This is a genomic window from Mesorhizobium sp. M1182, assembly GCF_040318335.1.
Taxonomy (GTDB): Bacteria; Pseudomonadota; Alphaproteobacteria; order Rhizobiales; family Rhizobiaceae; genus Mesorhizobium.
Genome location: NZ_JAMYMD010000001.1, coordinates 464835 through 477160, shown reverse-complemented (window position 1 = coordinate 477160; position 12326 = coordinate 464835). Strand labels below are relative to the sequence as shown.

Below are 12326 nucleotides of genomic sequence, written 5' to 3'. Positions count from 1 at the left end.
GTTGTTTCAGGCTCCTCCGCCGGCAACGCCGGACACCTGCGTCGAAAGGCTCTCCCGAAACAGGCGATTGAGATCGGCAACGACGCGAGCGGCATTGTGCCTTTCGCTCAGGCCGAGATTGATGCGATCGGACGCCGCCTGCTGGAACGCCATGTAGCCGTCGTGCCGCGGCCTCACCCAGGCACCTTCGAGCGTAGTCCGCGTGTCCTTGTAGAAATTGCCGGCGGCGGCGTTGACGGCGGCATCCGCCCAGGCTGCCGCATGGCCGGGCTGGCCGCCGGCCGAGGCGTAAGGGCCGCGCTGCACGTCACCGCTGGCGATCCAGTAGGCGAAGTCGATTGCTGCCTGTCCGGCCCTCGAGAAGGCCGACACGGCGATGCCGGTCCCGCCGAGCGCCGAGCCTTTGGGGCCGGCATTGCCAGCGGCCGGGATATCCGCGAAAGCCAGGCGGGTGGGTCGAAACCCGGCGATGGCATAGGAGACATAGCCATAGATCAGCGGCGCGCAGGCGATCCGCGAGCCGGATCCGGCCATTTGCTCCAGAACCGCGATCGGATCCATGCCAAGACAGGCCGGGTCGACGAGGGCTGCGATCTCGCGCATCATCTCGAAGACCTGCTTGCCCGCTGCCGGATCCACGTGGTCGCCAGGGCCTTCACCGGCGGGCCGGCCGAGATTGCCGGCAAGCGTGTAGAACACCATCAGCGAATGCGGCGGCCTCAGCGGCAACAGCACGTGGCCTTGCCGGGCCAGATCGAGGGCATCGGCCCAGCTCGCCGGCGCAGCCGAAAGCATGTCGGGCCGCCATGCCTGCACCTGGCTGGCCGCGTCGATCGGAAACGCCCACTGCCGGCCTTGCCAGTTGTAGCTCGGAAAGGACCGGCCGACACTGCCCGCCGCAAGTGCCGCGCGTTCGGCTTCCCGGCCGGCGACATCGAGCGGCGCCAGGCAATTCTCGGCGGTGATCTGGCCGACATGCGGATGGTCGACGACGATCAGGTCGTAGGCACGGGCCAGTTCCTCGACCGGGAAGGATTCGAAATCCTGCAGCGAGCGCTTGTCCCATTCAACGGCGATACCAGTTTGTTGCTTCCACAGTCTCGAACAGGCGACCATCGGGTCATAGCCGCGCGGATGGCTCCAGGTCATGCCTTTGAGCGTGGCGTCGCTCACAGCCCGAACTCCGCGCGGATTTTTGCGCTGTGCTCGCCGATGCGCGGCGCGGCCCGCTCGACCTTGGCGCGGATGCCGTCGACCCTGAGCGGCGAGCGCGTGGTGAGGATCGAAACGTCATCCTCGCGCGTCACCGTCTGCAGCATGTCGAGGACCTGGAAGCCTTCGCTGGCCATCATTTCCGGCCAGGTCAAAACCTTGGCGCACCAGATGTCGGCAGGCTCGAGGATGGCAAGCCATTCGTCGACCGTCTTCGTTGCGATCTTTTGCGCGATGATCGCCTTGATCTCGTCGCGGGCAGTGAACCAGGTCGACGGCTGATCGCGGTAGGGCGCAAGTTCCTCGAGCCCGAGGAGATCGGCGAGTTTCGAGATCGGCGTCATGGCGATCGCCAGATAGCCGTCCTTGGCCGGATAGACGCCGTAGGGCGCCGAGAGATAGGCGTGCGCGCTGCGGAAGCTCGACCGCCGCGGCAGCCGGCGCCCGTCATTGAGGTGCGTGGTCAGCACCTCGAATTGGAAGTCGACCAGCGCTTCGAGCAGGCTGGTCTCGACATGGCTGCCCTTGCCGGTCACGCCGCGCCGCACCAGTGCGGCGAGGATGCCTTGCGCGGCGGCGGAACCCGCCAGCATGTCGGCGATCGCCAGGCCGAAGGGCACCGGCCCTTGGTCCTCGTCGCCGTTCAGCCACATCACGCCGGAGCGCGCCTGCGCCAGCAGATCCTGCCCCGGCCGCTTGACCCACGGGCCTTCCTCGCCATAGCCACTGATCGAGGCATAGACCAGGCGCGGATTGATCTTGCGCACCGCCTCGTAATCGAAGCCCAGGCGTTCGATGACGCCGGGCCTGAAATTCTGGATCAGCACGTCGGCCTTGGCCAGCAGGCCGCGCAGCGCCGCAAGGTCGGCCTCGTCCTTCAAGTCGATGGCAAGGCTTTCCTTGGCGCGGTTGATCGCATGGAAAATGGTGGAATCGCCGCCGATCTCGGTGTCGCTGAGATAGAGCCGGCGCGACAGGTCGCCGCCGTCAGGCCGTTCGATCTTGATGACCCGAGCGCCGAGGTCGAGCAGCCGCAGCGAGCAGTAAGGCCCGGACAAGAACTGGCTCATATCGACAACGATGAGCCCGGTCAGCGGCAGTTCGGCAATGGCAGCCATTGCCTATTTCTCCGTCTTACCGGCGAAATCGGCCGGATTGCGGTACTTCACCGTCTGCAGGTGCTCGCAATAAAGCACGAGCTCGCCTTCACCCTTGAAGACTTCATAGCTGGCGCGGATCAGCCCCATTTCCTTGTATTTTGGCTTCTTGTCGAGGTTGGAGCGGATTGAATAGATCGTGTCGCCTATGAACACCGGCTTGATGAAGCGCAATTTGTCGTAGCCATACGAAAAGGCGTTGACGCAATTGGTGGCGACGAGACCGAGCCCGGCCGAGAACACGAAGGCCCCTGCCACCAGCCGCTTGCCGAAAATGCCTTGCGTCTCGGCGAACATCTGGTCCTGCACGTATGGATGGATGTCGAGCACCAGCGTGTTGAACAGATGGCTGTCGCCCTCGGCAATGGTCCGGCGCAGCGAGCGGATCTTCTGGCCGACCGGCCAGTCTTCGTAGAACCAGTTCTCCGCGTTCCAGACGGGAAGGTCGGCGTGATCCCTAGGCATGTTGGCGGGGTGTGTCGATGCCACGCCCACGGTTGGCGCGAAACTGCTCATGACAACTTCCTCTGGGAGCGGGAATCGTCCATCAGGGCGCGCCGCAGACCAGCGAAATGCATGATCGATCCTCCCGTCAATCTTCTTTTGTGAATAGTATTTTCACATATGGGGTTGCGTTGCAAGCGAGTCTCGGCGAAATTTTGCCTGCTCCGTTGGGGCCAATGCCGGCGGAACAAGGGAGGAAGTGATGCAGAATGCCTGTCTGATTTTCGTCGGCAGCCTCAATCGCGACGCCCCGTATTTTCAGGGCGCGCGCGGCATCGGGCTGGGTGTCTACAGTTTCGACGAAGGGACGCTGCAGACGAAGAAACTGGCCGAGACGGGAGACATCGACAATCCCACCTTCCTGTCGGTGACGCCGGACGGCTCCCACGTCTATGCCAACTCAGAAGTGTTCACCTGGCGCGAAGGGGTGGTCTCGGCCTACCGTTTCGACAGGCAGACCGCCACGCTGTCCTACATCAAGAAGCAGCCGACGCTGGGCAGCATCACGGCGCACAACACCATCACGCGCGACCGGACCAAGCTGCTGGTCGCCAATTACGGCATGGGCGAGGGCGGCCCCGATCGCTCGGTCGTGGTCTATGGGTTGGGTGAGAATGGCGGCCTGACAGCGCCGTTGTCGAGCGTTGCCCATAGCGGGACCGGACCAGATCCTGCCCGCCAGGAGCGGCCGCATGCCCATAGCGTAACCGAGACGGTTGCCGGCGGCATGGCGATCGTCGCTGACCTCGGCATCGACCGGCTGGTGTCCTATCGCATCGGGCGCGACGGCAGCCTGACGAAACTCGCCGAGTCGGCGCTTGCGCCAGGCGCGGGTCCGCGCCATCTCGCACTGCATCCGGGCGGTCGCTTCGTGTTCGTCATGAACGAGCTGGATTCGACGGTTGTCTCGCTGGCGCTGGACGAAGCATCAGGCAAGCTTACGGTGATCGACAGCAAGCCGGCCGTGCCGCCCGAGGCGCGCGACGGCAATCACTGTGCCGACGTCCAGATCTCGCCTGACGGCCGCTTTCTCTACGGCTCCAACCGCGGTCATGACAGCATCGTCGTGTTTTCGGTCGACCAGCAAACCGGCAGGATTGCTCTTGTCGACTATACGCCTTGCGGCGGTGCCACGCCGCGCAATCTGGCACTGACGCCCTCGGGCGGCCATCTGTTCTCGGCCAACCAGAATGCCGACCGCATCTCGATTTTCGCCCGTGATGCCGCAACCGGCCGGCTGACCGACACCGGCCGATCCATCGATATTGGCACGCCGATGTGCGTGAGGATCGTGCGTTGAGCGCTGGCGGGTGAAAATTCCGCCAGTACCATGGCCATAAGAACGTGTCGTTTCAATACGAGGATCGGGACGCCCGTCGCGCGAGATAGGGAGCCACCAGCGCGCGTATGTCTGCGGCCGCTACGTCACCGGCAGCACGCAATGCGCGCTCGCAGCGCCCATATTCGTCAACTGCGCCTTCGAAATCATTGCGGCACAGTTGCTCCTTTATCAGCGCTTTGCAGATCGGTCCGGCATCTGGATAGAAGTCCAATACCGCTAGATATATCGCCCGTGCTTTGTCGGCTTGGTCGGCCGCCTCCAGCCGCTGGCCGAGCCGCAGCCCAAGATCGATCAGTTCGCGACGCACGCGCTCGCAAGCCGGGAGCGACCAGGAAGCGGTTCGCTCGTGCAACAACAACGGACCCGGGAATGCATGGAAGAGCGCCTCCGCGTCTGGCCGCAATCCCTCCGCATTGACCTTTGCGACAGTCTTGAGCCGTGCTTCCCAGTCGGCGAGGTCGACCCAGACCTTGTCCGATGCAAGGCGAAGCTTGCCTTCGCGCTGGACGATGAGGTCGGTCCGTCCCAACAGCTTGCGCAGCCGATGAAGCGCCTGGTCGCACGCCGCCCGCGCCTGGTCGCCGTCGAGGTTGGGCCACAGCCAGTCCTGAATGGTCTCCTGCGAGCAGGTATTTTCCTTTGAGATCGCCAGCACTCGCAGGATGTCGAGGGCCTTCGTCGGCGGCTTCGCGCCGAGCGCGAGAGGGTTTGCATCGAGTTCGAGCCGAAAGCCTCCGAGGACGTGGACCCTGAGCGGCCAGGGCCAGGCGGCGGGCCGCCGGGGCGGCGGCTCGAGCCGGCGTTCGCGGATAACGACCGGCAGAACTCGGGCTCGATGCCGCGCTCAAGCGCATCGCCAAGCAGTTCGGCGAGCAATTCCGGGACATTGAGCAGCACCATTGGCCAGCTGATGTCGCGCAGCGCTTCCAGGAAGGCCTGCAGCCGGTCGCCATAGTGCGGATCGTCGCTCCACAGGTTCTCCAATGCGGCCGCTGCCAGAATGCATATCTCGGTTCGCTTGTGGGCGCCGCCGTCCAGCCGCGGCAGCAGATCGCTGAGAAGCACGGCGGCTTCGCGCGGCTTCCTGTCCGCCAGCAGCACCTGGAACTGCGTGATGTAGTGCGGCCAGCGCTCGATCATCGGCTCGTTGGCCGCCTCGATGGCAGTCATGAAGCGCTCGCAATCCTGGTAAGCGGCCGTGAAATCGCCTTGCCTGGCATGGAGCGCGGCGTGGCAATCGGCGACGACGGCGACCTGCGTGGTGAAACGGCTGTCGGCGATCTCGGCCAAACGCTCGACCACTTGGTGGAACTCGGCAAAATCGTTGCGGACCTTCATCTGCATTTGCAAATGATAGAGCCCCCCGAACTCCACGCCCCTCAGCGATTCGCGCTCGCCAATTGCGATCGCCGCCCGCAACGCCGCTTCGGCCGACGGATAGGGAAAATCCCTTCTCTTATAGGGAAAATAACGTCCACTTTCCGCACCAAAGGCGACCAGCCACATGCCGAGAATCCAAGGCAGCACGCTCTTGTCACTCAAATCGTCAACGACGCTGTCGACGGCCTTGGCGAACAGATCGGCGCGCATGGTCGATACCGAAAGATCGATCAGCGTTTCGCTGGCAAGCAGCCGCAATCCGCTCGGATCGTGCTCGGGATTCCGGGTCAACCGCTCCAGGAGTTCGGTTTCGAGTGCTTGTCCGGCGGGGCTGCTGCGATAGCAGTCGTCGCCGAAGTTCAGCGCCCGCATCATGCCAATGCGTACCAGCATCGCTTCCTCGGAAGGTAGTTCCGGAAGCCCGCGTTCGATCAGCTCGAACGCCCGTCGCGTCCACATGGACAGACCTTCGTACGTGCGCCAGCTGGCAGTCTTGACCAACACCGCCCGCGACACAGTGAGGCACAGGCCGCGCAGATCGTCGGCCTCGCCAAAGGCTTGCCACGCCTTGGACAGCCAACGCTCCGCCGCAGCGTCGTCGGGCATGTGGGCCACGCCCAGCCAATAGAAATGCCAGCCATTCATGATGGTTTCCGGCAATCGGCCGCACCACTCGATGAAGGTCGCGCGGCTCCCTTGCGCCAGCAAGTCCTCTGCGCGGCTCAGCAGCAGGTCGCTCGCTTGGTCCCAGTCGTCGGCCTGTAAGGCGAGGCGTATGGCTTCGTCATGACGGCCCGCCCCCGCAAGGACCTTCGCCGCCTTTCGCCGGAGCGATTGCTGCTCTTCCCTGGCAATTTGCTGTGCGAAACGACGCTCGAGGAAGTCGCGCAAGAGGTCATGAAGGTGAAAGATATCGCGGTTGTTTTCCGAGCGCGTGACCAGAAACTGTCGCCTGTAAAGCCTGTCGAGCAGCTTTCCTGCTTCGCCCGACCCGATCATCTCGTCAGCCAACCCGGCGCTGATTTCGGGCAGCAGATTGAGTTTCAGCAGCATGTCCTGGTCGACGGAGGGAAGGGAAAGGAAGAAATGACGACCGAGAACGTCGGGCAGCACGTTCTGCCCGCCGGGGACCGTCTCCGTTGTGCCGTCCAGTCCGGCTTTGGTGCCTTGGTCCGCGAGCAGGACGAGCCCGACCGCCCAACCGCGCGCCGCCTCGACATCGACCCGAGCGGCGTCCCTCGAACGCAGGTGGACGAGATCGCGCGCTTCCGCGGTCGAGAATTCGAGCGCGTGGCGGTCGATGACAGCCATTTTGCCCTTGAGAATGAGGTCGCCCAATTCCTCCTGGGGCAGCGTGCGTGAGACACAGATGCAGCGGACGGTGTCAGGAAGTTCACGGAACATCTCGGAAAGCACCGCCCGAAATTCTGCGGTATCGGCGTCGTGCAAATCATCGAGCACCAGAATTGTGCCGGGCTTTAGCCGAGCGAAATAGGCTCTGGAAAAGCGCCTGGCGAACTCCTTCGGCTGCTCGGCATACTCGACGCCGAAGATCGGCATGTCTCCAGCCGAGACTGAGTCCAGCGACTGCGCCAGATATTGAAAGAACCGCGCTATATCCTGGTCGCCCTCATCGACACGGTACCATATGTGCGGCGCCTCGACGCTTTCGAGATAATCGATGACCGCGGTCGTCTTGCCGTAGCCGGCCGGTGCCGCCACCCAGCATACGCTCGACCGCGACACCCGATCGATCGCTTCGAGAACGCGGTTCCGCCTCAATATCCTGGCGCTGCGCGGGGCCGCCAGCTTGGCGATCCGGCCTGTGCCCGAGAGCGGTTGCGTCGCATCGGCTTCAAAGGCATCTAAGGCGGCCATGGGGGCTCCCGCTCGACCAATCATCGAGCGACGGTCGTGCTGCCATGACCGTCCCGCCGATCCGATTGACGTTAGCCTGGCGCAGTCATGCGACAATTCGTGGGGGCTTCGTAGATGAAGCGGCACTGGCTGATCCCGGGAGGGCGGATCTCGATGGTTGCGCAACCTGAAACTGGGCAATGGACGGCGGGCGAACCTCGCACTCGGTCTTCGACCGTCGGCTCCAAATCCGGTAGAAGACCTGATCATGGCTATTCCCTCCGATTGGCAAGCTCATGGGCTGCCTGGCAGTCCTTTCCAAACGCACGAGCTCATCCTGTGCGCAGTGGCATCCGCGCACATCGGTACGGTCACCTAGTTTCCCGGCGATTGATCTCCCAGTTTTCGCAAGCGTGCCTAGTTTTCAAGGCTTGTTGGGCGCCGGGGTCTTCGGTGCCTTACGCAACCGGAAATCGGGAAGCGGACGGGACCGGATTGTGCGAGGGGATGGGCGACCGGTGGATCCCGCACTCTGTTTTCGACAATCCGCTCCAGCGGCCCGCGCGCGGATTGTCCGCACTGCCGCACGCGACGGTGCAGGGCGCACAACCGATCGAGAAATAGCCTTTTTCGATGAGCGGATGCCGGGGGAGGCGATGATGGTCGAGATAGACCTCGATCTGCTGCCGGGTGAAGCGGGCGAGTGGCTCGATCTTCAGGCGTCCGTCAGTTTCTTCCAGCGTCGCAACATCCGTGCGAACTCCGCCATGATAGCGCTTGCGGCCGGAAATCCAGGCCTTGAAACCGCTCAGGGCCTTCTCGAGCGGCAGCACCTTGCGGATGTGGCAGCACCGGTCCGGATCGCTGCGGTGCAGCGATCCAGAGCCGTCGAGCACCCGCAGGACGTTTGCCCGGGGCGTGACGATGCGCACGTCGGTGAGGCCGAGCAAGGCCGTCAATTGCGTACGATAGGCGACCGTTTCCGCAAACAGCTTTCCGGTATCGAGCGTGGCGATGGGGAGCGACCTGTCGATCGATGCGGCCATGTGCAGCAACACCGCAGATTCCGCGCCAAATGAGGAGACGAGCGCTACCTTTCCGCGGAACAAGTCGGTGACGAGTGGCGCCAGCAGCTCGGGTCCGTCGAGATGGTTCAGCTCCGCGATGATGCCTTCATGCATGGCGATTCGGTCCGGTTTTGGCGTGACGCGGCCGGTTCATAGTCTGCTCACGAAATCGAGGACCGCCTGGCGGTCGGCCTCGTCCAGGCCGAAGAAGCGGTCGCGGACGATCTGCGCCGTGCCGCCATGCGCGAACACTGCATCGCGCAGTGTGGTCGCGCGGCCGTCATGCAGGAAGCGCTGGCGCAGGCGGATGCCGACCAGCGGCGTTGTCCGCCATTCGGCGCCGATGGCGTTGCCCTGGATGATCTTGTCGTCGAGCGCCGATCCCATGTCGTGCAGTAAAAGGTCCGAGTAGAGCCTGACTTCGCCTTTTGTGCCCGCCAGCGCCGGCACATGGCATTTGGCGCAGCCGACCGAAGCGAAGAGCCTTCCGCCATCGCTGGCCAGCATTGCGCTTTCGCTCGAGACCGACGGCGAGGCCAGGAAGCCGGCCGAGAACGGGATCAGTGCGCCAGAGGCCAGGGTTGCCGACAAAAGCACTCCGCTGGAGCCGAGGCCGATCAGGCGCCACGCACCGCCGGCTTCGCCGAGACGGCCGATGCGTGTGGTGATCCCGAGCGCGACCATCACCATCAGGAACAGGAACTGGTCGACGTCGAGAATGCCGCGGCGCAATTGCGGATCGAGCGTGATTTGCGAATTGAGCATCACCACGCCGATGAAGGCGACGATGAACCACGGGAACGGGATCGGCGTTGCTCCGGGCGCGCTCTTGCGGCCGCGAAAGAACGTGCCGATGGCCAGCAGAAGCGGGATGAGCATCAGCACCTTGCTGAGCTTGACGAGGGTAGCGGTGTTCAGCGCCCCGTCCGAGACTGCGAAGGAGGCGCCGTAGACCTGCGCCAGTTCGAAGATGCTCGCGCCGACGAACACGCCGTAGAGCCGGTCGTCGAGATGCGGCAGCCAGCCGCCCAGGAACATCACGGGATAGACGAGCAGCGCCGCGGTGCCGCTGAGCGTGATCAGGGCGATCGCAACCCCCGCGCTCTGGTCGCGTGCGCGCATCAGCGCAGCCACTGAGAGAATGGCGGCTGCGCCGCAGACGGCGCTTCCGACCGCGACCAGCAACGCGATCTCGGCCTCCAGCCTGAACAGCCTACGTGCGATGGCGTAGAGCAAAGCCGCGACCAGGATCAGTTCGATGGCCGCCACCGCGAGCGGCATCAGCCCGAGATCGAGGAACAGTCGCGTCGTGATGCGGAAGCCGACAAGGACGACCGCCAGGCGCAACAGGTAGCGCTTGGTGAAGTCGAGCCCCGGGCGCAGGACGTCGGGGCAGGCAAAGCTGTTGCCGATCAGCAGCCCGAAGAGCATGGCGACGAGGACCGGATTGCGCGACAGCGGCTCGCCCAATCCGCCGGCAATCCAGCCGCCCGCAAGGGCGAGCGCGGCCGCCACGGCTATACCGGGCAAGATCGAGTGCGCTTGTTCCGGCGCATGCGAAAACGTCAGGGCGATGCTCATCGCCTGGCCTCCTCGGCCGGGGTGAGCGTTCGCAGATAGGCAGCCACCGCCTCGATCTCTCCGGACCCTTGTTCGACGGGTTGCGTGTCCGTCCCGCTGTGGCCGGAGACGACGCTGGTGATGCCGAGCTCCCTGGTGAAAGCGTCGGCGACCATCTCTTCGAGGACCGCAATGTCGGCCTTCCAGCCATAGCGGCCGACGCGCGTCGCGCCGTTGGCATCGAGGACATAGTGCGGGCGGCCCTTGATCCCGTCGCCTTTGCTGACTGCCTGCGCCTCGATGACGCTGTCGGGTATGTCGTCTATGCCAGCGACGCCGTAGAGGCTGGGCGGCATGCGCAGCGAGATGACATTGGCCTGCTGCGGCAGTGCAGCCGGTTCAGCCGCGATGCCGGCACCATCGCGCAGCATGTAGCGCCGGGCGACCGGGCTGTTGGGATGATCGATCGGGACCGTGCGCCCGGATCCCGGATCCATATGGGCTATCCTGCGCGCGAAACGGTTCTCATCCGCGCTCGCACCGCCGGGGCCGGGATGACAGGACAGGCAGGACGTCGCATTGAACAATGGTCCAAGACCGGTCCGCGGCGTGAAATCGGTGTGAAACAGCTCCCTTCCGCGAGCGGCGAGATCGGGGTTGGCGGCAGCATTTTGCGTCTGCTGGGCCGTCGCCGACACGCCGTGCTCGTCAAAAGCAGGAACCTCGAGCAGCGCTCCGTCGCGGCCGGGAAATCCGGGAAGCTCGCCGCCTATCGTTATCCAGATCCGCTGCGCGTCCGCCGACATTGCGATGGCTCGCAGGCGATCGCCGCCGAGAGGCCCAAGGCCAGGGATGTCGATCGTCGCTCGGGCGAGAAGCCGGCCGTCCTGGCTTATGCGCAGCAGCGAGCCGTCGCCGCGATTGGCGACGAACAGGTCCGACCCCCCGGCAAGCGTCGTATGGCTCGAAAAGTGCGGATTGGCGATCTCGGGGACAGCGGCGGCAATGTCGACTGGACGATCGAATTCCGGCAGCGAGACCATGCCAGCCCCGGCGACCGTGAAATGCCGCCGGTCGTCTTGCAGTTTCAGCAGCACCAGCCGGTCGCGGCCGGGGTCGGCGATGTAGAGAACACGGTCCGGGTTCCACTTGAAGGCAATGCCGATGACGCCGGGATCGTCGCCGCTGTTGCGGCCCATGCTCACCGTGCCAGGGCCGGCTAGGCCGTCGACACCGTCCTGGACATGGATCTGGACCACGCTGCCGTCCGCAGTGACCGCGCCGAACACGGCAAATCCGCTGCCGTCCGGTGACGGGCCGAGAAACGCCGTTCCGAGCGCACCGGTCTGCAGCCCGCCGGGCGTCAGTTGGCCACTTGCCCGGTAGTTCAGCCGCTTCGCCAGCCATCCGTTGGCCAGCCAGCCGCTCGCCAGCCATCCAGTGGGTTGAGCGATCTGCGCTTGTTCGCGATCGGTAGACCGGCCGGCGAACACGCCGCCGGCCTCGCGGCTTGGCGCATTGTCGAGCGGGGCTCCGTCGGGGTCGACGACGGTGACGCTGCCTTCGCCGGCCAATCCGTTCGGCGCGTTGGCGATCCAGGGCCTTCCAAAGGCGTTGTTGATCGAGATGTAGCGCGGTCCGGATGCCGCCGCCAGCCGCGCCGTTCGAGCCTGGCCATTGTAGCGCCGGTTGAGGAATGGCTCGCTCTGCGCCGTGTAGAGCTGGACTGGGCTCGCTCCGCCATAGTCGGCTAGATCTTGGTCGGTGAGATCCTGCGGAACCAGGATCGTGCCCGATTTGTCGCCGCGCGGATCGATTGACAGGATCGCGCCAGGTTTGAATACGAGATCGCATGCTGGCGCGCCGAAATTGCTGCCTACCGCGACCAGAATCCTAAGCGGATCGAGCACACGTCCTTCGCGCGTGGTCAGCAGGAATTCCGGATTTCCCGGTATCGGTCCGCCATTATGAAAACGCCCCACCTCGCGCACGCCGGCCACGCCCGGCAGCCCGACGGCGACGATACGGGCGCCCAGGCGCCAGGCGGAGATGTGATCGCTGGTGAAGCCCACCGTCGGCAGCAAGATGAAAGACACCGCTGTCATTCCGGAGATAATCCGGCCAAACGAAAGGTCCAGCGAGGCGCAGCTTCGCCGCGACCGACGAGCTCTGACGAAATCCATAAGCACCGCGGCAAGGCTCTTGCGCATTGCGACATCCCCGGCTCGATACCTCGATGCGTCTACA

General features: G+C 64.4%; 9 protein-coding genes. 1 reads left to right on the top strand and 8 read right to left on the bottom strand.

Annotated features, from left to right (window positions below; genetic code table 11):
* Positions 1 to 6: 6 nt before the first annotated feature.
* Genes NKH33_RS02185 through NKH33_RS02175 form a run of 3 tightly spaced genes read right to left on the bottom strand, consistent with a single transcriptional unit; the run spans position 7 to position 2885 of the window.
* Positions 7 to 1149 carry an ABC transporter substrate-binding protein gene (locus NKH33_RS02185; RefSeq protein WP_352918102.1) on the bottom strand — a complete coding sequence of 381 codons (1143 nt, stop codon included), beginning with the start codon at positions 1147 to 1149 and terminating at the stop codon, positions 7 to 9.
* Positions 1150 to 1169: 20 nt separating this feature from the next.
* Entirely contained in the window at positions 1170 to 2330 is a 1161-nt protein-coding gene (locus NKH33_RS02180; RefSeq protein WP_352472920.1) for a CaiB/BaiF CoA transferase family protein, read from the bottom strand.
* A 3-nt stretch (positions 2331 to 2333) separates the two neighbouring features.
* The gene (locus NKH33_RS02175) at positions 2334 to 2885 is read right to left on the bottom strand and encodes a MaoC family dehydratase (protein ID WP_352472921.1); all 552 of its coding nucleotides are present in this window, start codon (positions 2883 to 2885) and stop codon (positions 2334 to 2336) included.
* A gap of 190 nt (positions 2886 to 3075) precedes the next feature.
* Here NKH33_RS02175 and NKH33_RS02170 point away from each other — a divergent pair, with 190 nt between their 5' ends.
* The gene (locus NKH33_RS02170; protein ID WP_352918080.1) at positions 3076 to 4173 is read left to right on the top strand and encodes a lactonase family protein; all 1098 of its coding nucleotides are present in this window, start codon (positions 3076 to 3078) and stop codon (positions 4171 to 4173) included.
* Positions 4174 to 4225: 52 nt separating this feature from the next.
* Here NKH33_RS02170 and NKH33_RS02165 read toward each other — a convergent pair whose 3' ends face one another.
* From NKH33_RS02165 to NKH33_RS02145, 5 genes are all read right to left on the bottom strand, one after another.
* Positions 4226 to 4522: a hypothetical protein gene (locus NKH33_RS02165; protein ID WP_352918078.1), complete on the bottom strand. Its 297-nt coding sequence runs from the start codon at positions 4520 to 4522 to the stop codon at positions 4226 to 4228.
* Positions 4507 to 7473, bottom strand: a complete 2967-nt coding sequence (locus NKH33_RS02160; protein WP_352918077.1) for a winged helix-turn-helix domain-containing protein — start codon at positions 7471 to 7473, stop codon at positions 4507 to 4509. Before NKH33_RS02160 ends, NKH33_RS02165 begins: the two co-directional genes overlap by 16 nt.
* Positions 7474 to 7910: 437 nt before the next feature.
* Complete coding sequence (locus NKH33_RS02155) at positions 7911 to 8633, bottom strand: phosphoadenylyl-sulfate reductase (RefSeq protein ID WP_352502966.1); 723 nt, start codon at positions 8631 to 8633, stop codon at positions 7911 to 7913.
* 36 nt (positions 8634 to 8669) lie between these two features.
* A complete protein-coding gene (locus NKH33_RS02150; protein ID WP_352472925.1) occupies positions 8670 to 10100 on the bottom strand; it encodes a putative sulfate exporter family transporter in 1431 nt (476 codons plus the stop codon).
* Positions 10097 to 12184, bottom strand: coding sequence for a di-heme oxidoredictase family protein (locus NKH33_RS02145; RefSeq protein ID WP_352918075.1), 2088 nt, complete (start codon positions 12182 to 12184; stop codon positions 10097 to 10099). The genes NKH33_RS02150 and NKH33_RS02145 overlap by 4 nt, the downstream gene beginning before the upstream one ends.
* Positions 12185 to 12326 lie beyond the last annotated feature (142 nt).

Excerpts from the sequence above, each read along its gene's own strand:
- NKH33_RS02185 (WP_352918102.1), bottom strand. The coding sequence starts at position 1,149 with ATGACCTGGAGCCATCCGCGCGGCTATGACCCGATGGTCGCCTGTTCG.
- NKH33_RS02180 (WP_352472920.1), bottom strand. The coding sequence starts at position 2,330 with ATGGCTGCCATTGCCGAACTGCCGCTGACCGGGCTCATCGTTGTCGAT.
- NKH33_RS02175 (WP_352472921.1), bottom strand. The coding sequence starts at position 2,885 with ATGAGCAGTTTCGCGCCAACCGTGGGCGTGGCATCGACACACCCCGCC.
- NKH33_RS02170 (WP_352918080.1), top strand. The coding sequence starts at position 3,076 with ATGCAGAATGCCTGTCTGATTTTCGTCGGCAGCCTCAATCGCGACGCC.
- NKH33_RS02160 (WP_352918077.1), bottom strand. The coding sequence starts at position 7,473 with ATGGCCGCCTTAGATGCCTTTGAAGCCGATGCGACGCAACCGCTCTCG.
- NKH33_RS02155 (WP_352502966.1), bottom strand. The coding sequence starts at position 8,633 with ATGCATGAAGGCATCATCGCGGAGCTGAACCATCTCGACGGACCCGAG.
- NKH33_RS02150 (WP_352472925.1), bottom strand. The coding sequence starts at position 10,100 with ATGAGCATCGCCCTGACGTTTTCGCATGCGCCGGAACAAGCGCACTCG.
- NKH33_RS02145 (WP_352918075.1), bottom strand. The coding sequence starts at position 12,184 with ATGACAGCGGTGTCTTTCATCTTGCTGCCGACGGTGGGCTTCACCAGC.